Consider the following 26233-nt stretch of genomic DNA (forward strand, 5'->3'; position numbering starts at 1 on the left):
TGTGCGCAGGCACGGGGTCGTCTATATTTGCGCCCGGCGCCTCCACGCCTCCATCCGCGGAAAGGGCTGCGCCCAGGACACTGCTTTACCCTCTTGTCACTACGACTCCCGACCTTCAAGCGGACAAGGTTTGTACAAGGAGATCGTATGTCCAGCACCACTGCATTGAGGCCCCACGACGGCCGTATCAACCTTGAGCAGCAACGCAAGCGCGCCAAAGAGCTTCTGCAACGCCTGAAACGCGGGGCCGCGCCCGATCAACTTGCGCTGCTTGGCACGCGCGCGCAATCGTCCGCGCCAACGCTGTCCGACGCCCAATGGCTGATCGCCCGTGAGTTGGGTTTCAGCAGCTGGCCCAGCCTCAAGACCCATGTCGATGCCATCACGTTTGCCGCGCAGCACCCCGACTTCGACGCCTGCGATGAAGCCCGGACCGTGCACTGGCGATGCGGCAACGACATTGCCCACAGCCTGCAACTGGCCGGCTTCAAAGGTGCCTTCCAGATGCTCAGCGACCCGATGTGCATGGGGCCGGTCCAGAATCTGCCTGACGAGCGCTACCAAGCGGTGCGCAGTCAGTTCATTCATGAAGCGTTCGGCATTCATCGCACCGACGCCGCGCGTCGCATGGCCGACGAATACAGCCGTCTCGAACAACTGAGCCGTGACCCGCACAGCGTGTTGTGGTGCGAAGCGGACGCCTACGACCAGCTGTTTCTGATCAGGGCACTGGCGGGACTTGACCAACTGCCGCCAAGACTTGAGCTTATCGAAGTGGATCGTGTGCCTGGCGTAGAGCGCTTCATCGGTATAGGCCAATTGGCACCTGACGTGCTCGCCTGGCTATGGCCGCAGCGCAAACAGGTGACACAGGCCATGCTGGACTGCTCACGCCAGGCATGGCGGGCCTTTTGCGACGCCTCACCTGTCGCCCTCGCCGAACTGGCTCACGGGCCGCAATTGCCGCTGCCACTGCTGGCACCGGCACTGTTGCGACAGCTTCAGGAACTGCCGGGCTGTCGAGACGGGTTATCGCTCACCGAACGCCTTTCGTTGCAGTACCTGCGTGAAGCAGGCGACGTGACATTCGGGCGCGTATTCGCCGAACTGATGGACAGACGCGACCCCCTGCCGTTTCTGGGCGACATGATGTTTCATGCGTTGCTGCGGCCATTGATCGACGCACCTGCTGCACTGATCACTGAATCGGACACCCACCTGCCGTGGCCTCGCCGCACCTTGAGGATAACCGCGTTGGGCGAACGAATTCTCGACGCCCACGCCTACTGGCCAGACCATGCGCAGCAGTCACGCTGGGTGGGCGGCACCTGCATTCAACCAGGCCGGGCTCATTGGGCACTGGACGAGCAGTTGCGACCGGTATGGAACGGCTAGACGCAGAGCGCCGCGCACTGATAGACGTCAGCCTGCGCCAGACTCGACTCATGGTCGGGTCTTGCACCCTGGTACTTCCCAGACAAGCCGACAGCTTTCGTCAGGCGAGCGGTTTACGAAACAGAATGTCGACCGCAAACACGCCCAGCACGGTGCCGGAAATCCACCGTTGGGTGCGCATCGCCGACGGACGAAGGGTCAGGAATGTGCTGACCTTCGAGGCAGCCAGAACGATGATGCCATTCACCGTCACGGCAATCACGATCTGTACCAGACCCATCTGAACGAACTGCTGGAAAGTCGAACCGGCGGCAGGGTCGATGAACTGAGGAATGAGCGCGGAGTACATCAGGGCGATTTTGGGGTTCAAGAGGTTCGTGACCAGGCCCATTGTGAACAGCCTGCGCGCTGAATGAGGTGCAAGCTCACGCGCCTCGAAAGGGGAAGTCCCTTTCGGTTTCAACATGTTCCAGGCCAGATAGCCCAGATAGAACGCGCCCGCAATCCTGACGACGTCATAGGCCATCGGCACTGCCTTGAATAGCGCAGCCAGACCCAATCCCGCCGCCAGCAGATAACACACGAAACCCAGCGCCACACCCGCCAGCGAAATCAAGCCCGCCACCCGCCCCTGGGATATCGTTCGCGACGTCAGATACACCATGTTCGGGCCAGGTGTCAGCACCATACCTAGAGAGATGATGGCCACACCGGCCAGATTTTCCAACGCCATCATAAGCATGTTCCTTCATTCAGAATTGGGTTAAAGCCGTGCCAGCCAGCACTGTCGCTGGCACATGAGTTGCCGATGGCTCTGCTGTCATCAGTCATATCGACTTCCGTCAAGTTTGCGCGCGCCATGACTCGGATAACTGTTCCAGAATAGCCCCGACATCGCGCACCAGCGCAGGCCGGTAGAAACTGCGCAGACGAAGGCGCGTAGCCATAACATCAGTAGGGATACTCAGCTCCACCATTGCACGGCGCATCTCGATGTTCCAACTGCCGCTCCCCCTGGATCAGATATTGAATGCCGATCAGCGAGGGTACCTTCCCCATTGCCACCTCAGCCTACAACGCCTGCGCCCCCCGCATTATCGCCCGGGCAGCCGCGGCCTCATCGGCGTAATAAACTCTCCCATTACGGAGACACGACGCACTTTTTGGCCATCGATGGGCATGCAGCATCAAGAGCATCAACTCCCCGGTTGCGTTGAAACAGTGGCATGCACAGTTCGACCAAGGTATGCGTCACTCGGCAAAATTCAGTATTCCGTCTTTGGAGCATTTCTTTTTCCGGGGCGCACTGACTCTCTAGGCCACTCGTAAATCTGTACTTTAAACCGTCACGTTCAAACCATAACAACGCACCCTACTTTCGTGGGGACCGCTATTAGAGTGCACGACAGGCTATTAGAATCAGCGTAACTCAAACGCCTTACGAACACCTGTTCGCACGAACGCCTGAAGCAGACTTGATTAATTCAGGAAGTATTTTTGCACGGCGTACGCAGTTGATCAGTGAGGCGTGCTTCATAGGGGTGCTGACAGCATCCATGCATTACATCGTCCTTTTAATACGTTCACTTCGCATCTGCGAAGGTTATTCAAGTGATGGATTCTATCCTTTGGATCCAAATTTTCAACCAATAATTCTGATTCACCGCTCTGTCCTATACCGATGAAACCGGAAAGCGTTTTATCAACGATAGGCAATGCAAGAAGCTTCCCCGCATAAATACTTGTCTATTAAGTCAACTTATTCACATGCCTTACATCATATAAACACTCATCCGTTCAAGTGCTCTGGCATTTCTGGAACTGTCGATACCCCTTTCTTGCTCGCCACAATCAATCAACGAATGAACCCCGCGCACAACAGCACAAATGACGAAAATACAATTGGAAAAAAAATTCTATTACCGGTATTAAGTGAACGGATTCTGCTCGCGGCATCCAGTGTGTCGGGCCTGAGTCCCTTCCTATCGACAGTTATCAAGCCTGAGGCTTTTTATGAATTCGTCCTTGTCCCGCCGCAAGATCCTTCAGGGTGCATGCTGCCTTCCGGTGGCAGCCGTGCTATTGGAAATGCCTTCCATCGCCCACGCCGCTTCGCCGACCTCACCCCGCACCAACATGACCGCTGATCAAGCGCTCAAAGCGCTGCGCGATGGCAACGATGCGTTCATGAAGGACGCCACCATCAACGTCGAACGCAATCGCGATCGTCGTCTGGAAATCGCCAAAGGCCAGACACCTTTCTGCATCCTGATTTCCTGCTCCGACTCGCGCGTGCCGCCAGAGCTGCTGTTTGGCCGCGGTCTGGGTGAGCTGTTCATCGTGCGTAACGCAGGCAACACCGTCGACACCACAGCGCTGGGTTCGATCGAATATGGCGTCAGCCAGCTCGGCGTCCCGCTGGTCGTGGTCATGGGTCACGAGAAATGCGGGGCCGTCGCTGCCGCTGTTTCGGTGGTCGAGGACAACACAGTGTACCCGGGCGCTATCGGCCAGATGATCGAGCCGATCATTCCTGCCGTCCTGACGGCCAAAGGCAAGAAGAGCAAAAACCTGCTGGAAGATTCGGTCAAGAGCAACATACAGCGCACGGTGGCACGTCTGCGCTCGGCGTCCGAGCCAGCCCTGATGAACCCGATCAAGGAAGGCAAGGTCAAGGTCGTGGGCGCCTACTACAGCCTGGAAAACGGCAAGGTCGACTTTTTCGACGTCTGATACTCGTCTGCCACAACGGTTGACGCGCCCGGACAGATTCAAGCGCATGGATTGCGCCACCCTCCTGGATGTGGCATTAGAAAAAGCCGCCAAAAGGAGCGTCGCGTGAGCAAGGATTATCTGGCGTTTTTCACTTCTCTGTTTCTGTCGCGCCTGGCGGATCAGATTCTTCTTTTCATTGTGCCGCTGGTGGTCTTTCAGACCACCCACAGTGCGTCGTGGGCGGGCTTTGCATTCTTTGTGGAGTCATTGCCACGCTTTCTTGCGTTCCCGATCTGCGGGGCGCTGTGCGACACCTTTCCTCCGGTGCGGATCCTTCACATCAGCCAGGTGTATCGGGCGCTTGTCTGTCTGCTGGCAATGGTGCTGTACGGGGTTTTCGGCGGCCTTGTCTGGCTGATGCTGCTGTCGGCGTTGTGCGGCGTGCTGACCACTCAAGGCATCATGGCGCGCGAAGTGCTGATGCCCCACGTGTTCCAGCGTTACAGCTATACGCGCACATTGTCCTATTCGCAGATTGCCGACCAGACCGGGCTGGTGCTCGGTCCTCTGGTGGCCGTGCTGCTGCTCAATATCTGGCCGTGGCACTGGGTGGTGTCGGGTTGCGCGGTTCTGTTCCTGCTGGCAGACCTTGCCATGCTCGTCTGGCAACGCACTCGCGAAAGCGAACACGACGTGTGGGAGCAAAAGAGTGGCGGTGCCTGGCAATCGATGAACATCGCGGTCAGGCATATCCTGCGCCTGACCGAGCTGAAGAACCTCATCACCCTGGCGGTGGGCGTGAACCTGATCGTCGGCGTGACACTGGCCACTTGCGCAGCCATGGTCATCGGCGAATACAGCGCCGACCAGGACACCTACGCAACCCTGCAAATGGCGGGCGCCGGGACGACCATCCTGATCCTGTTTTTGCTGGCGCGAGTGGTGGTACCGCTGCGGATACTGGGACCGTTGGCCTATGTGATGACGGTCGTCGGTGCGTTCGTCTGCGCACTCAGTCCTGCACTGACTGGCTATGCGGCAGGCTTTCTGCTCATCGTCGGTTTCGACAAGATGTTCAACGTCTACCTGCGCAACATTCGTCAGCGCGTGATACCCCGAGAAGACTTTGGCAAGACTGTGGGCGTCATGACCCTGCTCAATAATCTGTCACAGCCTGCGGCAGGTCTGCTGGTGGCGCTGCAGGCGGGTCCTTTGGGGATTCGAGTGATCATCGTGATCGTGGGACTGCTGAGCGCCCTGCTCGGCGCACTGGCGCTATGGCTGTTTGCGGGCCGGACAGTGCCTGTAGTGACAGATTGATTGCTTCAGCGCCCGATGCAGGCACCCTGCATCGGATACAGAATAGTGTGAGATGCCGGATCGCGGGAGCGGCTGCTCAGCGGGCGACATGCGCCCGCTGAGACTGTAACGACGCTATCAGATCACGCCACACGCAGCCCGGTCGCCGCCGCCACCCAGAGGCTTGGGATGGTCGGAGTGGTTGTCACCGCCTGCATGGACCATCAGGGCATGGCCTTTGATTTGCGAAATGTTCTTCAGGCGAGGCGCCATGACCGGGTAGTCGGCTGTGCCGTCCGCCATGACATACAGCGCAGGCAGGTCGCCCAGATGACCGTCGGCATAAGGCCCCAGGTGCTTGCCGGTCTTGGCCGGGTCGAAGTGCCCGCCTGCTGCCAGAGCAGCCACTTTGACGCCGTCCTTGGTACCGGCTTCACAGCTGCCGTTCTCATGCACGTGGAGACCGTGAATTCCCGCAGGCAAGCCACTGAGTTTAGGCGTGAACAAAAGACCGTATTCGGTTTCGCTCACCGTCACGGTGCCAATAGGCTTGGGCGCGCCATCGGCGCTGACCAGGTTGATCGGGACGTCCAGTGATGCAGCCTGAACACCGACAGAAAACAGGCCCAGCAGGCCGAGCCAAAGATAAGGTTTCATAAGGTCAATACGTCCTTGATCTGAATAACGAATGTGAATGTTGCCGGGGACCGTTGATCGTCCAAGCCTGCGCGACACCTGACAACATCATGGATACGACAAAAGGTGTGACCACAGGGAAACGGGTTTTGATGCAAATAAATCAAGTTGCTGCCGCGCTCCGCCGGGCAATGCCGCCAACGCTCACTGCATCGTCCAGTCAGCGTCATCGCTGAGCGAAGCGCTGGCCGTGATCGACTACGCGCATGAGGGCCAAACCTGGACGCGAACCCAGAACAACTGGCCTCACTCGAGGAACGGTAAACCTGAAGGGCCGCACGTCTGGAAAACATCGTCGCTGGCAAGGCACCGTTCTTGCTTCACATCCTGTCGGCAAATGAAGCACTCTGTTGCTTCCAATAAAACCAATGACACACGCGAGCCCCCATTCTCATGATGAAACTGAACTACAGCGTGCCCGCAGCCCTTCTGTTGGGCCTGACAGGCATGGCACATGCACAGGAATCGTCTTCGCATCTGGACAAGGTATTGCAGGCCGGCCAGTTGTCGGTGTGTACCACGGGTGACTACAAGCCTTACACCTTTCATCGCGAAGACGGCGAGTACGAAGGTATCGACATCACCATGGCCCGCTCGCTGGCCAAGAGCCTGGGCGTGAACGTGCAATGGGTGCCCACCACCTGGAAAACCCTGATGCCCGACATGATCGCGGGTAAATGCGACATCGCAATGGGGGGTATTTCGGTGACGCTGGAGCGTCAGAAGAAAGCCTTCTTCAGCAATACGCTGGACATCGACGGCAAGATCCCACTAGTGCGCTGCGAAGACCAGGCGCTGTACCAGACCATCGAGCAGATCAACAAACCGTCGGTCCGCCTGATCGAGCCCGCTGGCGGCACCAACGAGGCGTTTGCCCGCGCCTACCTGCCCAACGCACCTATCGCGTTCCACGACAACAAGACCATCTTCCAGGAACTGCTCGACAAGAAAGCCGACGTGATGATCACCGACGCGTCAGAAGCGCTCTATCAGCAGAAGCGCATGCCCGGTCTGTGTGCGGTCAACCCGACACGCTACATGCAGTACGGCGAGAAGGCCTACCTGCTGCCGCGCGACGACGTGACCTGGAAAGCCTATGTCGATCAGTGGCTGCACCTGAGCAAGGCCACCGGAGCCTATCAACAGGCGCTGGGCGAATGGCTGGCAGTGCCTGCCCAGTAATTTCATCACACGATCAAACGATCCCGTCAGGCACCCGTTGCAAGGCGGGTTCGGCTGAAATAGCGTGTTGCAGAATCTCGTCTGGAAGGCACCTCCGAGCATGAAGCCCAACAAGCCCATCACCCGCGCGTTTTGCGTCGAGCTGCAGCAGGAACTGTCCATTGCCGCCGCCCGCCGCGAATATTTCTCTCAGGCGCCTCCCCGCGAGCGCTTCGAGTTTCTCTGTTCGAATGAAGCCTGCCGAGCCATGGGCGCGAAAGTGACCGGGGTCAATTACACCGTCAAGCCACAGGACAACCCGACCTTCGTGGCGGCGCACTACCGCGCCAATCCGCACTACGAGCATCATCCCGATTGCGAATGGGTGGACGAAGATGCAGCCGAACCGGCTGAAGAGCCTGCTGACGCGAATGACCCACATTTGGCAGTGCGCAAGGCCAAGCGCAAGCTGGACGACTACATCGACGTCTTCGACCCGACACTCAAAGAACCTGCCAAGGAAAAATCGGGGACAGAAAAAGCCGGCTCACCTGATCAGCCCCCTGCGCTGAAGCCTCCGCCTGTCGAATCCGCCGAACCCAAAGCTCCGCGCTACAGCGAGACCCGCACTAACAACCTGGAGCGCCTGGTGGACAGTTATCGCCAGGCCAAGGCCGAATTGTCGATCGATGAGCTCAAGTTGCTGAAGCTGCGGATTCCGGGTCAGGGCGAGGTGTCCCTGCGCTCGTACTTTCGGCACATCAAGTACGCGCAACCGGGCGACAACGAACGCGTGCTGTACGGCGGTGGATTGATTGAGCAGCGCTACGGGCTGGGGTTCAAGTTCAAATTTTTCGACAGGCTTGAAGGCAAACTGGTGACGCTCTATGTGTCGCCTGCGCAGATGCAAGCCTACCGGTCCAGCCGTTACATCAGCGAACTGCTGAGCCACGCCGATGAGGTGAGGTTTTTCACGCTCTATGCGCTTGGGAAGCTGACGCAGAGCCCTTCGGGGAAGAGCTACAGCGTTGAGGTGGATGATCTGCGGCATCTGGTGATTGTGCTGGGGCCGCAGAAAGAGCCTGCACAGGAGATCGTTTGATCGTACTCATCGCCCTGCGTGGGCAGCCGTCCTTTAGGCTGTGCGGCACAGACGGCGCAGACGGTGGATTCAGAGAACCAGGCGCTCGGCTCACTTCACCTTTTCGCCCCTCGGCGACTTACTTTGACGGAGCAAAGTAAGCAAACTCCCAGCTCCGGTTCCGGCCCCGGCTTCGCCGGGGTTCCTTCGTCCTGACACTGATTCGGGGGTCGCCGCATATGGGCCATCCATGGCCCAATGCGGCTCAATCGGCATCCATGCCGATTGCCCCCCGAATCAGCGCCAGAACTCAGCCTTCACCCGCGTCGCGATCGGCGGTGCTGCCACCATCGCGCAAGAAAAAGCGCGACAGCGTTGCTGTCTTTTTCAACGCCAGGATCAAACCTTGACGATCCAACCCGCTGGCGGCTCGATATCGCCGGACTGAACACCCGTCAGCTCTTTGTAGAGACGCTGGGTCACGGGGCCAACTTCGGTTTCGCTATGGAACACGTGCAGCTTGTCCTTGTAGGAGATTCCGCCAATCGGCGTGATCACTGCAGCCGTACCGCACGCGCCGGCTTCCTTGAACTCACCGATCTTGTCGATGAACACATCACCTTCGACGACCGTCAGGCCCAGACGGGATTTTGCCAGCTCGATCAGCGACAGACGGGTAATGCCCGGCAACACGGAAGGCGACTTCGGCGTCAGGAACACATCGTCGTGAGTGATCGCGAAGAAGTTGGCAGAACCCACTTCCTCGATCTTCGAATGCGTCTGCGGGTCCAGGTAGATGCAGTCGGCGAAGCTGTGTTTTTTGGCTTCGGAACCCGGCATCAGGCTGGCAGCATAGTTGCCACCGACCTTGGCGGCACCGGTGCCGTTGGGCGCGGCGCGGTCGTAGCCGGAGATGACGAAATTGTTCGGCTTAAGGCCACCTTTGAAATAGGCGCCCACCGGAATGCAGAAGATCGAGAAGATGAACTCAGGCGCGGTACGTACACCAATGTTATCGCCTACACCGATCACGAACGGACGCAGGTACAGCGCACCGCCGGAACCGTAGGGCGGAATGAAGCGTTCGTTGGCTTTCACGACCTGCTTGCAGGCCTCGATGAATACATCGGTCGGCACGTGCGGCATCAACAGCCGGGAACAGCTGCGCTGCATGCGCTGGGCGTTCTGGTCAGGGCGGAACAGGTTGATCGAGCCGTCCTTGCAGCGGTAGGCCTTCAGGCCTTCGAAACACTGCTGACCATAATGAAGCGCGGTAGAACCCTCGCTGATGTGCAGGGTGTTGTCTTCGGTCAGCGAACCCGCGTCCCAGGCGCCATTACGCCAGTGAGAGAGGTAACGTTTGTCGGTCTTGATGTAATCGAAACCCAGAGTGTCCCAGTTGATGCTTTCTTGACTCATAACGCCCTCTATCATTTAGCGACTGCCTGGACGAGTCAGGCCAATGCCGTATTCTGCCAGATCATTCGAAACCTGAGGCTTGAAATAAATACAAATAGATCCGGCGTTTTTGCATCCATTCAAACCACTGCGTGTCAGCCCGCCAGTACCTGCCCGGAGGACTGACGCTGACGCACATAAGCCAAAAACGCGTCCATGTCGGCACTGCACAGTGTCCGCGCAACCGTTTTCACTTCCTCCATGGGCCAGTCCCACCAGGCAGCCTGAAGCAACAGCTCTCGCACCTCTTCCTCGAAGCGCCAGCGGATGAACTTGCACGGGTTTCCACCGACCACAGAGAAAGGCGCCACGTCACGCACGACCATTGCCCCCGCACCCACAATGGCGCCATGGCCAATGGTCACGCCGGACAGAATCACAGCGTCCGCACAAATCCAGCAGTCACTGCCAATGGTCACGTCACCCTTGCTCGGTGCGTAATCCTTGATGTCGCTGACCTTATCGACCATGGCCGGAAACGGGTACGTGGTAATCCAGTCGGTTCGATGCTCACCGCCCAGCAGAATCCTGACGCCCTCGGCGATGGACGTGTAAGACCCAACGCGCAGGATCGTGTCGTCGCCGAACTCGATGACATCGGGAATGCCGTACGTCCCGACCCCGACTTCGTAACGGGGGTAGCGCAACCTGATCTTTTCGGCCGCCCGCTCCAGCTTATCCAGCTGGCGAAGCTGCTTGCGTACTTTTCTGGCTTTGAGCCGGTCGATGAATTTCATGGGCACTCTGGTTCAAATGAAGGGCAAGGCCTGTTTATCGGAAGCTCAACAGCAGGCGCTTGCAGCGACGCCACGTGGTCCGGTTGGCATGCTTAAACGGGATGGAGCACAACAGTTTCCAGGCATAGCGCTTGTCCGCCACAACGGCGTACTTGAGTGCCTTATTGATAATGAACGTTCGACCGCTCTGATAATCAGGATGATCCTGGTAAGGCTCGATCGTCTTCATGTCGGCCTCAAGCAATACCTTGTACTTGCGCGACAGGTTGTTCGCATGACGGCGATAACGCGTAACGATCACCGGTAGCACATGAATCTCGTAACCCTGAAAGGCGATTCTCAGGGTGATCTGAAAGTCCTGCACCCTGATCAACGGGTCATAACCGTTCGCATCCCTGAGTGCTTGCATGCGGTACAAGGCAACCGGCGCTCCGACCACCACGGCCCCGCGCAGGACCTGGTCGAAGTTCAGCTCCTCGATATACTCGCGAGACTGGCTCTTGGTGTCGTTGCCGTCGCAATCCATATAACGGATCAGCGCGCCGACGCACCCCACCTTCGGGTGTTCATCAAGGTATCGGGCACGAACACTCAGCGACGACGGGAGCATGATGTCGTCAAGGTCAGGGGTGGACACATACACGCCCTTGGCGTACTTGAGGCCGTGATTCAGTGCAGCGCTTACACCCTGATTGGGCTGGCGATAGAGCTGGAACGAATACTGGTTTTGCAGCGCTTCCAGCATCGCAATGCTGTTATCGGTCGAACCGTCATCGACAATGATGACTTCGAAGTTCTCATAATCCTGGGCAAAGATGCTCTGAATAGCAGCTTCCAGAAATCGCTCGGCGTTATAACAAGGCGCGATAATCGAAACGAGCGGTTTGGGTGTCATGTCCTGAATAGGTGAGGACGTCATAAGGATAACAGCCATGGTTATTGTTCAGCCCAGCGCGTCGAGCGCTGGATATCGCGTAACAGAGTGAATACAAGACCGACATGATGCGGCATGTGAACTCACTTTTCCATGATCCGCCCGTGAGCAATTGTTCATTCAGCCCCTTTGAGTGGCTAACTCGCGGCCTTTGCAACGTTCCGAACAGCGAGAAGAGGCCTCTGCCCTCCGCCTTGATGCCGCACATCGCTTTTCAAATCGCAGGCATAAAAAAACCCCATTCTTGTGGAATGGGGTTTTTATTCGAACGCTATTACCGGTCAGAACGCATAAGTGACCAGCAACTCCTTGGCGACCTGAAAGTCCACCGACATCATCACGCTCAGGGCAGTGATGGTGAAGATGGAGAACACGAAGAGCTTGCGCGCCCAGACTGTATCGTCAACGGCCTTGTAGCCCTTCCAGGCCATGTACAACCAGTACATGCCCATGCCCGCCGCTACGGCGAGGTAGTTCAGACCTGCATAGCCGCCAACCGTCAACATCAGGGTCGCCACGAGGAACGCCAGGATGTAGAGCAGGATATGGCGCTTGGTGACCAGAATGCCGCGCTTGACCGGCAGAACCGGAATCTTCGCTGCACGATAGTCATTGAAACGGAAGATCGCGATCGCATACGAGTGCGGCATCTGCCACAGGCTGAACATCACCAGTAGGGTCAACGCCGCAAAATCGAAGCTGTTGCTCACTGCGCAGTAACCGATGACCGGAGGCATGGCCCCCGACAGGCTACCGACCAGTGTGCCGTGAACGGATTTGCGTTTCAGGTACAGGCTGTAGAAGCCGACGTAAATCACAAAACCGATGACTGCGAACATGGCTGCCAGCGGATTGGCCTTGGTATACAGCAGGCCAACGCCTGCGATACCGAGCACGGTTGCGTAGAGCAGAGCCAGTTTCAGTGAAACCAGGCCCTGCACCAGAACCCGGTTACGGGTCCGTTCCATGCGCTGATCAATGTCACGATCAATGCAGTTGTTGAACACACAACCGGACGCAACGACCAGGGAAGTACCAATGACTGCAGCCAGAAACACGCTGAAGTCGATATTTCCCTTGGAAGCCAGAAAAAAGCCACCTGCCACCGAAAGCACGTTACCGAAAATGATCCCCGGCTTGGTGATTTGGATAAAGTGCTTCAGTGACATCTGGTATTCCTCAATGCGCCATCATTTCGCGGTGGATGCTGAAGATGATCCACAACGACAGGCCAACCAGCAGAACGATAACCATCGTGGTAAAGGCGAAGGCCATCACGTTGTTGCGCTGCACACTCGAGAAGTCCAGGTGCAGGAAGTAATGCAGGTGCACCAGGATCTGAATGATCGCGAACGCCAGGATGATCGCGATGGTCATGTCCTTCGGCAACGAAGGAGACATCACCAGAGCAAACGGGATGGCCGTCAGGATAATCGACAGTACGAAGCCAATGATGTACGACTTCACGGAGCCGTGGCTATTGTCTTCAGCCGAGTGATGTGAATTCGACATTACAAAGCCCCCATCAGGTAGACAACGGTGAATACGCCGATCCAGACAACGTCCAGGAAGTGCCAGAACAGACTCAGGCAGCTCAGGCGCGTCTTGTTGGTGTTGGTCAGGCCCTTTCTCTGGACCTGAATCATCATGATTGCCATCCAGATCAGACCGCTGGTCACGTGCACACCGTGCAGACCGACCAGCGCGAAGAACGCTGACAGGAAGCCGCTACGGCTAGGGCCGAAACCTTCTTTGATCAAGTGATGGAACTCATAGATTTCCATGCCGATAAACGCAGCACCACACAGGAAGGTCAGCGCCAGCCAGCCCAGTACCTGGCTTTTCTTGCCCTTGTACAGTGCCAGCATGGCGAAACCGTAAGTGATACTACTGACCAACAGGAACGCGGTTTCCACGGCCACGAATGGCAGCAGGAAAATGTCCTGGCCCGAAGGGCCGCCCGCGACACTGTTGACCATCACGGCGTAGACCGCGAAGAACGAAGCGAACAACACGCAGTCGGTCATCAGGTACAGCCAGAAGCCGTAAACCGTCATGCCACCGCTGTCGTGGTGATCGTCATGCCCGTGATCATGGTCGTGACCGTGACCGTGGGCTCCAGGATTGATTGCAATATTCGACATGTTTAAACCTGTTCCAGCGAGGACTTGACAGGAGTGTATGCACCGTTGGCCGCAAGGACCTTGTGATGCTCACCTTCAATACGCGCTACTTCTTCGGCCGGCACCATGTAGCCCTGGTCGTCACGTGCAGCGTGAGCAACGAAGACCGCAATGGTCGCGACCAGGCTTGCGCCCACCAGCCACCAGATGTGCCAGATGAATGCGAAACCGAATACGGTCAGCAGCAAGCCCATGTACAGGCCGGTAGGCGTGTTGTTAGGCATGTGGATCGCCGAGTACTTGGCCGGAACGTTGTAGGCAGTGCCTGCACGCTTGGCGTCGGTGAACGCATCAATGTCGTCTGCCTTCGGCAGTTCGGCAAAGTTGTAGAACGGTGGCGGCGACGAAGTGGACCACTCAAGGGTGTGGCCATTCCATGGGTCACCAGTCAGATCCGGGTTCTTCGCACGGTCACGAATACTGACGAACAACTGGATCAGCTGCGAAGCGATACCGCAAGCGATCAGCACGGCGCCGAACAGCGCAACGTCCAGGTAGATGTTCCACTCTGGCATGTCGGTCGCATTCAGACGACGGGTCATGCCCAGGAAGCCCAGTGCATAGAGCGGCATGAACGCGACGAAGAAGCCCACGATCCAGAACCAGAACGCAGCCTTGCCCCACTTCTCGTTCAGGGTGAAGCCGAACGCTTTAGGGAACCAGAACGCGAAGCCGGCGATGTAACCGAACACTGCACCGCCGATGATGACGTTGTGGAAGTGAGCGATCACGAACAGGCTGTTGTGCAGTACGAAGTCAGCACCTGGAATCGCCAACAGAACGCCGGTCATGCCGCCGATCGAGAAGGTGACCATGAAGCCCAGGGTCCAGAGTACCGGTGCTGTGAAGCGCAGGCGGCCCTGGTAGATGGTGAACAGCCAGTTGAATAGCTTCACACCCGTCGGGATCGCGATGAGCATCGTCGCAAGCCCGAAGAAGGCGTTGACGTTTGCCCCTGCCCCCATGGTGAAGAAGTGGTGCAGCCAGACCATGAAGCCCAGGACACAGATCGCGCCGGAGGCGAAGATCATCGACTTGTGGCCGAACAGACGCTTGCCCGAGAACGTGGAGATGACTTCCGAGAACACACCGAAGGCCGGCAGGATCAGGATGTACACCTCAGGGTGGCCCCACGCCCAGAACAGGTTCACGTACATCATGGGGTTACCGCCCATTTCGTTCGTGAAGATGTGGAAGTCCAGGTAGCGGTCAAGGGTCAGGAATGCAAGGGTGGCGGTCAGGATCGGGAACGAAGCCACGATCAGGATGTTTGCCCAGGTGCAGGTCCAGGTGAAGATCGGCATGTCCAGCAGTTTCATGCCGGGGGTACGCATTTTCAGCACGGTCACGAGGAAGTTGACCCCCGTCAGCGTCGTACCTAACCCGGATAACTGTAGCGCCCAGATGTAGTAGTCAACCCCTACGCCAGGACTGTATTGCAGCCCGGACAGCGGCGGATACGCGACCCAGCCCGTCTTGGCGAACTCACCGACACCCAGAGAGATGTTGATCAGCAGCATACCGGCAACCAGCAGCCAGAAGCTCAGGGAGTTCAGGAACGGGAAGGCAACGTCGCGAGCGCCGATCTGCAGAGGCAGAACGATGTTCATCAGGCCGGTAAAGAACGGCATCGCCATGAAGATGATCATGATCACACCGTGAGCGGTGAAGATCTGGTCATAGTGTTCCGGTGGCAGGAAGCCCTCGGCACCATTCTGGGCCATTGCCAGTTGGGTACGCATCATGATTGCGTCAGCAAAGCCGCGCAGCAGCATGACCATGGCAACGATGATGTACATCACGCCGATTTTCTTGTGGTCGACGGACGTCAGCCATTCAGACCACAAGTAGGTCCACTTGCGGAAATAGGTGAGCAACCCAACAACCGCGAGGCCGCCGAGCGCGATCATGGCAAGTGTCACCATGACTATCGGCTCGTGGAACGGCACCGCTTCCAGACTTAATTTGCCAAACATCGTTTACTCCTCTGCCCCAGCAGCTGAATTTTTGCCCTTTTCCGCGCCTTCGTTACCGGCGACTTCTTTCTCACCTGCAACAAGCTTCTTGCCTGGATTCATACCTTCATACTTGTCGATGATGATCTGGAACAGGTTCGGAGTGACCGCAGAAAACAGTTCAACAGGATTACGCTCGCTCGGCTTGAGCAGTGCAGCGTATTCGGTCGCGCCCAGCTTCTTCGGCGAGTTCCTGACTTCGGTGATCCAGTTGTCAAAATCGGCCTGGGTCACGGAATTAGCCTTGAACTTCATGCCGGTGAAGCCCGCGCCACTGTAGTTGGCGGAGATACCGTTGAATTCGTGCACTTCGTTGGCGATCAGGTGCAGCTTGGTGTGCATGCCCGCCATCGCGTAGATCTGACCGCCCAGACCCGGGATGAACAGCGAGTTCATCACGCTATCGGAGGTGACCTGAAAATTAACCGGTGTATTGGCCGGGAACACGACCTTGTTGACCGTCGCGATATTGTATTCCGGATAGATGAAAATCCACTTCCAGTCAACAGAGACTGCCTGGATAGTGACCGGCTTCACATCGGAAACAAGTGGACGGTACGGGTCCAGCGAGTGCGTCGAGACGTAGGTGTAATAGCCCAGAAACACCAGCAGGAGCATTGGAACACCCCAGACCGCAATTTCGATCTTGGTGGAGTGCGACCAGTCCGGCGTGTACTTGGCGGCCTTGTTCGTGGAGCGATACTTCCAGGCGAAGATCAGGGTCATCAAAATGACCGGGATCACGACGATAAGCATCAACAGCGTAGCGATGATGATCAGGTTACGCTGCTCGATACCCACCTGCCCTTTTGGATCGAGCAGAGGTACGCCTTCACATCCACTGAGCAAAAGCATACAGAAAAGGGCCAAGAAGCCAAAAAACCTGGGGTACCTTTTTTTACTCATTTCACGACCTCTAAAAGCAGCTTGCGCGGTGCAGTTGGGTTTCGACCGCCAACACTTCACCCTGCCAGTGCCGGCAATTTTTTGGAATTGGACAAGGGCCTGCCCTTACGCCAACGCGACGTATCGACAAATCCAGATTGAGCTATGGGTTCTTATTTTGAGCTGATGGAACTGCCCGATGTGCAGGGCAGACGCCTTCAGCGCGGCCATTATGCGCCCTCGGAGGCCAGCATTGCGCTGCCTGTTCAGAGTACACAGGTGACGCTAAAGGCCTCAAAATTGCTGATCGTCAGGTCAAACCAGACGACAACTGACGGGGATTGTAGATATGTAAATTTTTAATGACTATGCCTAATTTTGCAACAGTTAATTTCTGATTCGGTAACAATAAAACTCTATCGGCCTCTCGGGACGAGAAAAAAGCCCCGATTTCTCGAGGCTTTTCAAACTAAAGTCCTTGTATTCCGTAAGGTTTACGCCGGTTGCGAATGACGCAGACGGGCACCAGCAAAGCAGTCAAAACGAAGGCGACCAGCGCCCATTGCGCCAGGGACAAACCCAGGACTGGCGGATATGGGGTCGTGCAAAAACCGCTGACCTGAAACACGACCGGGATCAGATCCGCCAACGGCAGACCGTCGATAATCGGTTGCAGCGTGTCGATACCGCAGCTGACGGCGGGATGAGCCAGAATCCAGGCATGGCGACCCGCTGCGGCGATACCGCCCAGTGCAGCCAGGGTTACCAGCACTTCGAACAGCGTCACGCTGCGCCGGCCCGGCATCGCCGCGCCGATGAAGGCGAAGATCGCGATGAACAACAGCGCATAGCGTTGCAGGATGCACAACGGGCACGGTGCCTCGCCCAGCACGATCTGCATGTACAGGGCTCCGCCGATGAGGGACAGGCAGATGATCCCCAGCAAAACCAGAAAGCGCTTTTCGCGTCGCAGGTACAACAGGTTGTCGCTCATTCACATACCTTACTGAACTGTTGAAGGGGTTGACGGAGCCACGCGCCCAGCGTGTTTGCCCGTCTGGCCAGATCGTACCGGGGCGCAGTGTAGAATCGCCGGATCCGGATCGCACGCGATAATCGTTCGCTGCTGCCGACAACTCAAGCGCGCGGCGGCTGTACGGTGCATTTGGCCGCTGGATGGTTGCATCGCCCGCCAGGCGGTACCGACCTGGCGCGGTCGACCCTTCTGAGCGCGAAATCGTTTCTCTTCTATATATATAGAAGCATGCGTCAGTTTGTCGCACCTCTTCTATATATAGAAGGCGCGGTATTTTGTCGCACCCTCAGGCCTTGGCGCCGGGAATCGCTATCCTGTAATAATCCTAAAGCCAGAACGCCACGGGTCGATAACCTGTCAGAGAAAGATGTTTGTCGCCTCGATGCGACGAGACACCTATAGCCAGAAGGTTCATATGTCCAAGAACGTCCGAGCAGATTCACTCTCGCTGCTCCTTTTCACGTTGCGCAGCGGCAAGCTGATGGCGATTAACCTGCTCAAGGTCAGCGAAATCATTCCCTGCCCTCCCCTGACCCATCTGCCTGAGTCGCATCCGCACGTCAAAGGCGTCGCGACCCTGCGTGGGTCATCGCTGTCGGTCATCGACCTGAGCCGCGCCATCGGTGAGCGACCGCTGGCCGATCCCGATGGCGGCTGCCTGATCGTGACCGACGTGAGTCGTTCCAAGCAAGGTCTGCATGTGCAGGCGGTCAGCAAGATCGTGCACTGCCTGACCACCGATATCCGTCCGCCGCCCTACGGTTCCAGCAGCAAGTCGTTCATCACCGGGGTGACGCAGGTCGATGGTGTGCTGGTGCAGGTGCTGGATATCGAAAAAGTCATCCACGGTATCGCTCCGGCACAGATCGTCGTGCAGTCGACCGAGCTGGCCAGGGAAGATGTCGAGGCACTGGAAAAAGCGCGAATCCTGGTCGTCGACGACAGTCAGGTCGCCCTGCAACAGTCGATCATCACGTTGCGCAATCTGGGTATCAACTGCCACACCGCCCGAAGCGCCAGGGAAGCCATCGACGTGCTGCTGGAGCTGCAAGGTACGGCGGCGCAGATCAACGTAGTGGTCTCCGATATCGAGATGTCGGAGATGGACGGTTACGCACTGACCCGCACCTTGCGTGATACACCTGATTTCCACGACCTGTACATCCTGCTGCACACCTCGCTCGACAGCGCAATGAACGGCGAGAAAGCCAAGATTGCCGGTGCCAACGCTGTCCTGACCAAGTTCTCATCGCCCGAACTGACCAAATGCCTGATCGAAGCCGCCCGCACGGTCGTGGCCCAGGGCATCTGATTCGTCCTGCGCGCCCGGCCAACCCCGGACCTGGCGACGCATCGCCCTCGCATTGCTGGCTGATGCGTCGGGATCTCGCCAGGCCCATATGTGCCGCACCTTGGCCAGCGGGCACGGCGCCCGCCGTCTTGACGTCTGATCTGAGCCTTCAGGCCCACCATCTGCTGTCGCACAACCCTATGCCGGGCGAAGGGCCGTTGGCGAGCTACGCGGTTTGGCTAAACGCGTTCGAACGCGACCCGGAGTTCGACCGGTCACGTTGCTTTCTGGCGATCAATCGTGAACGCGTGGTGGGGGTCATCACCTGCTGGACCAGCGCCTTCATCAAGGACCTGGTTGTTCACCCCGACTACCGAAACAGGGGTATTGGCGCAGCGTTGCTCAGCCACCTGTTCGTCCACCTGATCCAGTCTGGCGAAGCGGTCGCCGACCTCAAAGTCATGGAAAACAATCGAGTGGCGAGGCGTCTCTATGAAAAATCAGACATGTCCTACGTCGCTCGTCTGGCCGTAGACCTGAACTGATCTGGCATAATTTGCGCCCGATACACTGCACCTGGAGAACGTGATGAAAGCATCGATCCTGCTGCTGGCTGGCCTGGCCGCTGTCGCCGCTCAGGCTGAGGCCGCTACCCCTCAGGCCTGGAGTGCGCTGGACAAAGCGATGCTCGACAGCTGCCTCAAGGCCAGCCAACTCAAGACCCCGGCCCCTGTCGGGACCAGCGCCCAGTTCGATGATCGCGTTGGCTATAGCGCCTTGTTGCTCAAAGGCCGTTACCCGCAAAAACACATGAATAACCGCCCTGGCACCGAACTGTGTCTGTACAACCGCAAAAGCAGGCAAGCCAGCGTGACTGAATGGGACAGCATCACCCCTTCCCCGTCCCGTTAGATCACTGGCGCGCAACTTGCTTCCTGTCCCTCATCCGCCTGGACGGCGACAGAAATGTCGCCACCTCCGGCTCTCGTCCTGGACAGGTCACCGACACCATGAACACCCAGTTTTCCTGCACCGGCTGCGGCGGTTGCTGCACCGATCACCATGTACCGCTCACCCTCACTGAAGCCACCCAGTGGGCAGCAGATGGCGGCACTGTGATCGTTCTGACCGAGGCCTTTTTGGGTAACGGTTATGGCGTTCCCGAAGCACAACTGGCGCACGCCACCCGGCGCTCGACCGAAGTGAACACAGGGCAGACAACAGCTCATGTCGCCATCACCTTCGCCGCCTACAACGTGGGCCGCTGCCGGAATCTTGACGAAGAAAACCTGTGTCGTATTTACGAGCGTCGCCCGCTGGTGTGCCGCATCTACCCGATGGAGATCAATCCGCACATCCCGCTGCGGCCGGAAACCAAGGGCTGTCCCCCGGAGTCCTGGGAACAGGGGCCGGACCTGATCGTAGGCGGCAAACTGGTGGACACGCACCTCATGGCCCTGATCGAGCAGTCGCGTCAGGCAGACCGGGATGAGATCAAGGCCAAGCAATCCATCTGCCAGCGGCTGGGTATTCGCACCACGGCCCTGAAGGGCAACGGATTTGTCGCTTATCTACCGGACATGGCGGCGTTCGCAGAGGCTATCGCGCAGGGCGTAAGCAACGAGGGCGAAGCACTTGAGGATCAAGGCTGGGAATTTCATGTGGCAGGACAGACGGTCATCGACACCTTGAAACAGGCAGGTGCCGAAGTGACGGGCAGGGAGCCGGTCTCCTACCTGTTCATCCCGCTGCAGGCGGCCTGAATCAGCGCTTGCCCATCGAGCGACGCGTCCCGGACGGCGCAGCCCCTGGGGTCTTGTGGTGGCCAGGCTTGTTCGACTTCTGATACCAGGCCTGGTCTTTCTTCGCCTGAGCGAATTGCGAAGGCTTGAACGGAAAGCTGAACGGTGCAATTGCCGGCTTTGTCTCAACGGCATCTACTGAATCGGTTGCGGCGTCTTGAACAGGAGTGTGTTCAGGGGTGTTCATGGTGTCACCAGAAAGTCGAAATGACCGGGCGATGGCCCGCGGCCGCGCAGCATACATCAATCGCCGCGCGGCCGCCCGAGCCTCCTGTCGCCATCACTTGTAGAACAGATCCACCATGATCTCGGCGTCGAACGGCCCGACCCGAGGCCTGGCGCTGTTCCAGACCAGTTCGGCATCGAAGTCGGCCTGTGCCGAATGGGTTTCGCCCAGCAGATCGGCCAAATAGAAAGGCTCGTTGTAACGCAGTGACTCGCCATTGACCGCACTGGCGATCCGGATGCCTAACGAATCATTGGCGGCAGGCACCAGCAGCACCCCGGCTTCGGACACCGTGCCACTGACCGGGCGAAACCGGGCATTGATGCTGAAGGGTGAATCACAGGTACGGCTGGTGACCAGGGCAAACGGCTGTTTGGCGAATACCTTGCCGATGACTACCTGCTGGATAGGCAACTCACCGAACTCCACGGTTTGCGGAAGGACCTGCAACTCGGCATCGCAGGCCACAAAGCGCATGCCGTTCAGGTTGTCGATGACGTAACTCAGGCTGCGGCCAGGCTCGGATTGCCTTGCGAGGCTGCTGCCCAGCTGAAAGAACCGGTATTCCGGCAGTTCGCTCGCCACACCCGAGGGCGGCGTGGAGCCGAACTTCTGGATGAACACTGAAAACGCCAGATTGAAGCGAATAACTGGACAATCAACGAGGTTCGCCTCTTCTTCATCACAGACGGGCAGGTAGTGACCGGTGCCGATGCGTCCACTGCTCTGCACGTAATCGACCCCATTGAGCGTAAGACCGGCGCGAATCCCCTGCCCGACAGCAACGTTATCGGGGTTGAGGGAGAGCATGACCTCTTCCTGAACCAATGGCTGATCGTCCTTTACGCATTCAACCTGAATATCCAGAGGCTCGGAACGCCAGACGATTTCCCCATTGGCCACGGACGCGGGAATGGCTACGGTACTGCTCAGTTGATCGCGAATGGCGACTTCACCCGAGCCTTGGGTTCGGCAAACCAGCGCGAATCCGGGTGTCGGGGCCAGTAGCGATAACAGCACGATGGATCGCAACCAGCGACGATTGGGCAAGAGTTTCATGTCAGCATTTTTCCTGAAGCGAAGTGTTGTCCAGCAGGCTGGCGGTGAATGACGACTGTCCATTCGGGTACGCGCAAAAGCGACGCCGCCCGCCATAGTCGGTGAGTGCTTCGAACGACAGCCGTCGCCAAAAATGTTTGCGTTCGCGCTCAGGCAACGGGAATTCGAGCCGGGCACCCGGCGCCAGCATGACGTAGCCGGTGACCTGCATATCATCCAGACTGAGCCTTTCCAGCGACGCGTAGTAGGCCGTCGGATTACTGACGTGTAGCCACAAACCACCCTGTTCGCGGCGGGTCAGCGTCCAGTTCAATCGTTCGGCGGTGTCAGCCGGATCGCCCTCAAGCCCGACAGGTCGGTAGAAGACATTGATGCGCTGTCGCACAGCGATGTTGAGCTGACGAATACCATCGTGGCGCTGCGGCACCTCAAGCACGTAGAGGTGCAGCAGGGACTCCCGCTCTTGCGGCATTCCGGCACCCTGATACAGCACGCGCAGCGTCTGCCGGCCGCCGGCAGCCAGTCGCGACAACGGTGGCGTGACGACAAAAGGCAAAGTGCGTCGTTGTGCCAGAGGAGTGTCGTCGTCATCGCGCGGGTCACTGAGCCAGGCCTGAGCCAGCACCTCATCGTGTCCCCGGTTGCTGACGTCAAGGCTCGCTTCTCGATAGCGTCCATCGAAAATCAACCGCGTCCCCGTCAGCGAAAGCGCGGCCTGGACCTCGACACTCGCCGACAACAGCAACGCAGGTAGCAGGCGTTGCAAGCTGCGACGAACAGTCATTGGCAGATCACCTTCAAGCGTTCGTAGGCTCGGGCCGGATCCCGAGGCGGCAGCGTGAAAGACGCCTGGCACTGCTGATCGGACCAGCGAACCTGCAACCGCCCGCTGTCCTGATCGCTCAGCACCAGTGCCTGGCTGCTCGGGTCCACCACCGCGAGCGACCTGCCCTGCTCGTCCTCGACACTGGCACCCAGCGGCACCTTGCTGCCGTCTGCGCGAACCAGTTCAAACTGCACACGCCTGCCCGTGGCTGCCTTGAAGTGCACCAGCGGTATCGCACCTCGACGCGGGACGATCTGCGTGATCGCACTTTCCAGCTCGATGTCGGCTCCCAGTTGCCGGGTGTCCAGGCTGACCCAGTTGGTGCGATACGGTTGCGCATAAGGCAGCACCGCGTAGCCATTGGACGCCGTTGCGACGTTATTGAATGACTTGAGTTGTGCGCCGCCCACCTCGGGGACGTGAACCAGGGCAAAGGTTTCACCCAGCGATTGACCGGCATTGATTCCTCCGGCGTGAGCGACCACTGACCCGGATGCTGCCAGGGTGAAGGCATCGTAATCCTGACCCTGGCTGTAACCGGCCTCGAAACGCCCGAACGGTGTCGTGGTGTTGAGCTTGCCAGCACCGAAACTGCCAGAGCGGCTATCACGTCCGGCCTGGACCGAGTAGAACGTGTTGCGATCATCCAGCACCTGACCATTGAGGCCGGTTTGCACGTTGTACTCGCCGGTACTGTCACGCACGGCATTGAACGACAGGCGCGAAGCACCCGGGCTGGAGCCCAACGGCAAGGTCACACTGAGGGCGATGCGATTATCAGGTGTCGCATTTCCCATCAGACCGAACGTTTCGTTGCGCTCGATCGACACGCTGTAATTGAGTGAACGCCAGGCAGCATTCCAGGACAGATAGAGCTGCCGGGTCTTGCCGGGCAGATTCCAGTAATGCTGTTCGGAAGCGGTCAGGCTCAGCGATGCGTTCCAGACGGGCAGCACTTGCGTGACATTGAGCTCGAGCCGGTCTCTGGGCCAACCGCCAGGTGATCTGTCAGTGCGGCCATCAGTCTCGGCCACGTACTGCCCGAGCGTTCGGTACTGTTCGGTGGAATACCGATAGCCGGCCACCGCAAGCGTGGTATGGGTAACGTTCAGGGTGTTGGCATAACGTACCCGCAGGCTTTGTCCCGCGAGGGTCCGCTGGTCTGGCTGACTGACCGAATGAGTCACATCCAGCGACACCGCGCCCACGCCAGTGTTCACCCCGGCCCCCAGATTGCCGGCCTGATAGTCGCCCGCCAGTTGCAACCCACCGAAACCGGTAACACGTTCGGAGAGCCCATAGATCAAGGCCGCACTGGTAAACGTCGGCGAGGCCTGGTTATCGGTGTCGACCTGCCCCGCCGCCAGGCTGTAACGCAGCGCACCGGCCGGCACCATGATCGGCAGCGACGCGTAGGCCTGGATAAACGAGTAACGACGACCGTCGGCTTCGATCACCGTGACCGCCAGATCACCATTGGATCCGCTGGGGTAGATATCGGTGATTTCGAAGGGGCCGGGCGAAACGCTGCCGCTGTAAAGCATAAAGCCATTCTGCCGAACCTCCACCGTGGCATTGGTTTGCGCAATACCGCGAATAACCGGTGCGTAGGTGCGCTCACTGTCAGGGAGCATCCCGTCGTCAGAAACGATGGACGCCCCCTGAAAACGCACACTGTCGAAGACCTGCGAATCGGTAAAGGTCTGGCCGATCGTCAGTTGGCTCTTGAGGGTGGTGAGGTCACGTTGAGCAAAGGTGCGATTGCCGCGAAAACGCCACGAGCGGTCGGAGCCGTACACCAGCGAGGACTCGTTGCGCAGCCGCCAGGCCCCCAGGTTCAGGCCGTTGCGCATACCCAGATAATACTGGTCGGTTTCACGGTCGCGACTGCGGCGTCTGGCAGCGTTGGCGGTGTAATTGATGAAACCGGCCGTTTCGCCCTCATCCCACAGCTGCGGCGAGACGTAACCTCGGGCACCGCGCGCCATCACCGCCTGGGGCACACTGATGCTCAGACGCAACGCGTTGGGGTTGTAATCGACCCGCGCGAACTCGACCCTGGCGGGCAGATCGAAACAGGCCTGCTCGACGTCGCCCGGCACAGACAGGCGGGCGGGATCAAGCCCCAGGCCCTGCAGCATCTCCAGGGTCAGGCACGGTTCGATTGCCCCGGAGCGCGGATTTTTCGAGAACACCACGTCGCGGCGGCCGCTCAACGCACGGTTGACGTAGATATCCACCCGATACGTACCGGGCAGCACGCTATTGGCGCGCAGGAACTCTTTCAGATCGGGCGGCTGATCGCTGCCCTGAATAAAGGCCGTGTTGAATTTCACTGTCGAATCGTCGCCAGTGTCTACCAAAGGTGCCGCAAACCCGGAAATGGAAACGCTCAGTACAAGCCCCATGCCCATCGGATAACGCATGCGCAGTCTGATAGAACAACGTCTTTTACCCCGTTCGGGACAGGGGTAAAGAGACGCAGCAGTCGTCGCGTCATTGTCTTTTTTATGCCATTCCATTAGCGATTTTCACTCTACGTCGGATAGACCGCACACCGCGTAATCCCTTCACGCGCGCACGGCGACAGGACCGTCGTCTTGCACGGACCTTGATGTACAAGCACTCGATGAACGTCATGCATGAAGGGCCGAGGCGCTATCGATCCACGGCCTTGCTGGCGTAACCCACCCCGTTTTCGCTTAGCACGCTGCGGTAAGCGACCTGCCCGCCAAAGTCGTTGATGCTCATGAAACTCACCTCCAGAAGCGCAGCCTTGTTGCCGTCCGCAAGGGGTAGGCTCAGGCTTTGGTGTGGTGCAAGCATCTGGCGGTCCAGACCGGCCAGTTCGACACCCCGCTGGCGAGCGGAAAGCCTGAGCATCGAGACGTGATAAGGGCCGGGGTTTTCCACATGCAGCACGTTGCCGCCCCGACGCCAGCGCAGTTTTCCAGGCGCCTGTAGCGGATCCCCGACCAGCCCCTCGGGCCTGAAGAACACCTTGATGCGTTGACGTACGGCGATCTGCAGCGTGTTTTCCGCAGCTGTCTGGGGAATTTCCTGAACGTTGAGCCAAAGCACGGACTCACGGTCCGCGGGCATGCCGGCCCCGGAATGAATGATGCGCAGCAGTTGCCGGCTACCGCCCGACATACGTGCCAACGCTGGCGTGACGATGAACGGCATGTCCTGCGCAGCGTCATTGCCCGCAGAACCCTGCGCTTCGAGCCAGGACTGCAAAAGAATTTCTCCGGCGCCACTGTTCTGGACGCCCAGGCTCGCTTCCTTGTCGCTTCCCTGGTAAATCACACGCGTGGTGTTCAGCACAATCCCGGCGTGAACCGAAGGCACGGCTAACCCCATCACGACAAGCGCAATGCAACGGATACAGTCGAAAAGCATACGGGTTGCTCGTCTCTGATTGGCGTGAGACA

Annotated in this window: 25 protein-coding genes; 9 read left to right on the forward strand and 16 right to left on the reverse strand. The window is 58.3% G+C overall.

The genetic code is table 11. The annotated features are described in order from the left end of the window. Positions 1–147 precede the first annotated feature (147 nt). A complete protein-coding gene (locus tag H8S56_RS06405; protein WP_187518164.1) occupies positions 148–1395 on the forward strand; it encodes a DUF1835 domain-containing protein in 1248 nt (415 codons plus the stop codon). A gap of 100 nt (positions 1396–1495) precedes the next feature. Here the strand turns inward: H8S56_RS06405 and H8S56_RS06410 are convergent, their stop codons facing one another. Further along, a complete protein-coding gene (locus H8S56_RS06410) occupies positions 1496–2131 on the reverse strand; it encodes a LysE family translocator (protein WP_024687646.1) in 636 nt (211 codons plus the stop codon). 1277 nt (positions 2132–3408) lie between these two features. On the opposite strand from H8S56_RS06410, the gene H8S56_RS06415 reads away from it, so the two are divergent. Both H8S56_RS06415 and H8S56_RS06420 read left to right on the forward strand, forming a co-directional pair. Then, the gene (locus H8S56_RS06415) at positions 3409–4128 is read left to right on the forward strand and encodes a carbonic anhydrase (RefSeq protein ID WP_024687647.1); all 720 of its coding nucleotides are present in this window, start codon (positions 3409–3411) and stop codon (positions 4126–4128) included. Positions 4129–4233: 105 nt separating this feature from the next. Further along, positions 4234–5430, forward strand: a complete 1197-nt coding sequence (locus H8S56_RS06420; protein ID WP_187518165.1) for an MFS transporter — start codon at positions 4234–4236, stop codon at positions 5428–5430. Positions 5431–5547: 117 nt separating this feature from the next. Here H8S56_RS06420 and sodC read toward each other — a convergent pair whose 3' ends face one another. Then, positions 5548–6066 carry a superoxide dismutase family protein gene (sodC, locus tag H8S56_RS06425; RefSeq protein WP_187518166.1) on the reverse strand — a complete coding sequence of 173 codons (519 nt, stop codon included), beginning with the start codon at positions 6064–6066 and terminating at the stop codon, positions 5548–5550. Between the two features lie 432 nt (positions 6067–6498). Here sodC and H8S56_RS06430 point away from each other — a divergent pair, with 432 nt between their 5' ends. After that, on the forward strand, positions 6499–7287 hold the full coding sequence (locus H8S56_RS06430; RefSeq protein ID WP_187518167.1) for a transporter substrate-binding domain-containing protein: 789 nt from the start codon (positions 6499–6501) through the stop codon (positions 7285–7287). Positions 7288–7387: 100 nt separating this feature from the next. After that, positions 7388–8368: an ATPase gene (locus H8S56_RS06435; protein ID WP_187518168.1), complete on the forward strand. Its 981-nt coding sequence runs from the start codon at positions 7388–7390 to the stop codon at positions 8366–8368. Between the two features lie 378 nt (positions 8369–8746). Here the strand turns inward: H8S56_RS06435 and H8S56_RS06440 are convergent, their stop codons facing one another. The 9 genes from H8S56_RS06440 to H8S56_RS06480 all read right to left on the reverse strand — a co-directional run bounded on the left by H8S56_RS06440 (position 8747) and on the right by H8S56_RS06480 (position 17553). After that, positions 8747–9766 (reverse strand): branched-chain amino acid aminotransferase, encoded by a 1020-nt coding sequence (locus H8S56_RS06440; RefSeq protein WP_187518169.1) that lies wholly within the window; start codon positions 9764–9766, stop codon positions 8747–8749. Positions 9767–9900: 134 nt separating this feature from the next. Beyond that, positions 9901–10542 carry a CatB-related O-acetyltransferase gene (locus tag H8S56_RS06445; protein WP_024686672.1) on the reverse strand — a complete coding sequence of 214 codons (642 nt, stop codon included), beginning with the start codon at positions 10540–10542 and terminating at the stop codon, positions 9901–9903. 34 nt (positions 10543–10576) lie between these two features. Continuing rightward, positions 10577–11461, reverse strand: coding sequence for a glycosyltransferase family 2 protein (locus tag H8S56_RS06450; RefSeq protein ID WP_187518261.1), 885 nt, complete (start codon positions 11459–11461; stop codon positions 10577–10579). 296 nt (positions 11462–11757) lie between these two features. Beyond that, positions 11758–12645: a heme o synthase gene (gene cyoE / locus H8S56_RS06455; protein WP_024686674.1), complete on the reverse strand. Its 888-nt coding sequence runs from the start codon at positions 12643–12645 to the stop codon at positions 11758–11760. Positions 12646–12655: 10 nt separating this feature from the next. Then, positions 12656–12988 (reverse strand): cytochrome o ubiquinol oxidase subunit IV, encoded by a 333-nt coding sequence (gene cyoD / locus H8S56_RS06460; protein ID WP_024686675.1) that lies wholly within the window; start codon positions 12986–12988, stop codon positions 12656–12658. Continuing rightward, positions 12988–13620 (reverse strand): cytochrome o ubiquinol oxidase subunit III, encoded by a 633-nt coding sequence (locus H8S56_RS06465; protein ID WP_024686676.1) that lies wholly within the window; start codon positions 13618–13620, stop codon positions 12988–12990. Before H8S56_RS06465 ends, cyoD begins: the two co-directional genes overlap by 1 nt. Before the next feature lie 2 nt (positions 13621–13622). Beyond that, entirely contained in the window at positions 13623–15635 is a 2013-nt protein-coding gene (gene cyoB / locus H8S56_RS06470) for a cytochrome o ubiquinol oxidase subunit I (protein WP_024686677.1), read from the reverse strand. A 3-nt stretch (positions 15636–15638) separates the two neighbouring features. Then, on the reverse strand, positions 15639–16580 hold the full coding sequence (gene cyoA, locus H8S56_RS06475) for a ubiquinol oxidase subunit II (protein WP_024686678.1): 942 nt from the start codon (positions 16578–16580) through the stop codon (positions 15639–15641). Positions 16581–17028: 448 nt separating this feature from the next. After that, the gene (locus H8S56_RS06480; RefSeq protein ID WP_187518170.1) at positions 17029–17553 is read right to left on the reverse strand and encodes a disulfide bond formation protein B; all 525 of its coding nucleotides are present in this window, start codon (positions 17551–17553) and stop codon (positions 17029–17031) included. A 457-nt stretch (positions 17554–18010) separates the two neighbouring features. Here H8S56_RS06480 and H8S56_RS06485 point away from each other — a divergent pair, with 457 nt between their 5' ends. The 4 genes from H8S56_RS06485 (at position 18011) to H8S56_RS06500 (ending at position 20649) form a co-directional block, all read left to right on the forward strand. Beyond that, positions 18011–18907, forward strand: a complete 897-nt coding sequence (locus tag H8S56_RS06485; protein WP_187518171.1) for a chemotaxis protein — start codon at positions 18011–18013, stop codon at positions 18905–18907. Between the two features lie 62 nt (positions 18908–18969). After that, entirely contained in the window at positions 18970–19431 is a 462-nt protein-coding gene (locus H8S56_RS06490) for a GNAT family N-acetyltransferase (RefSeq protein WP_187518262.1), read from the forward strand. Between the two features lie 43 nt (positions 19432–19474). Then, the gene (locus H8S56_RS06495) at positions 19475–19798 is read left to right on the forward strand and encodes a hypothetical protein (RefSeq protein WP_187518172.1); all 324 of its coding nucleotides are present in this window, start codon (positions 19475–19477) and stop codon (positions 19796–19798) included. A gap of 98 nt (positions 19799–19896) precedes the next feature. Further along, the gene (locus tag H8S56_RS06500) at positions 19897–20649 is read left to right on the forward strand and encodes a YkgJ family cysteine cluster protein (protein ID WP_187518173.1); all 753 of its coding nucleotides are present in this window, start codon (positions 19897–19899) and stop codon (positions 20647–20649) included. A gap of 1 nt (position 20650) precedes the next feature. On the opposite strand, the gene H8S56_RS06505 is transcribed toward H8S56_RS06500, so the two are convergent. The 5 genes from H8S56_RS06505 to H8S56_RS06525 form a co-directional block, all read right to left on the reverse strand. After that, the gene (locus tag H8S56_RS06505; protein ID WP_024686684.1) at positions 20651–20875 is read right to left on the reverse strand and encodes a hypothetical protein; all 225 of its coding nucleotides are present in this window, start codon (positions 20873–20875) and stop codon (positions 20651–20653) included. Between the two features lie 93 nt (positions 20876–20968). Then, a complete protein-coding gene (locus H8S56_RS06510; RefSeq protein ID WP_024686685.1) occupies positions 20969–21973 on the reverse strand; it encodes a fimbrial protein in 1005 nt (334 codons plus the stop codon). Position 21974: 1 nt separating this feature from the next. Next, entirely contained in the window at positions 21975–22757 is a 783-nt protein-coding gene (locus tag H8S56_RS06515) for a fimbrial biogenesis chaperone (protein WP_024686686.1), read from the reverse strand. Then, entirely contained in the window at positions 22754–25321 is a 2568-nt protein-coding gene (locus H8S56_RS06520) for a fimbria/pilus outer membrane usher protein (RefSeq protein WP_456239162.1), read from the reverse strand. The genes H8S56_RS06515 and H8S56_RS06520 overlap by 4 nt, the downstream gene beginning before the upstream one ends. 136 nt (positions 25322–25457) lie before the next feature. Continuing rightward, positions 25458–26201 carry a fimbrial biogenesis chaperone gene (locus tag H8S56_RS06525; RefSeq protein ID WP_187518175.1) on the reverse strand — a complete coding sequence of 248 codons (744 nt, stop codon included), beginning with the start codon at positions 26199–26201 and terminating at the stop codon, positions 25458–25460. Between the last annotated feature and the right edge of the window lie 32 nt (positions 26202–26233).

Origin of the sequence: Pseudomonas triticifolii (genome assembly GCF_014358015.1) — a bacterium.
Lineage (GTDB): Bacteria > Pseudomonadota > Gammaproteobacteria > Pseudomonadales > Pseudomonadaceae > Aquipseudomonas > Aquipseudomonas triticifolii.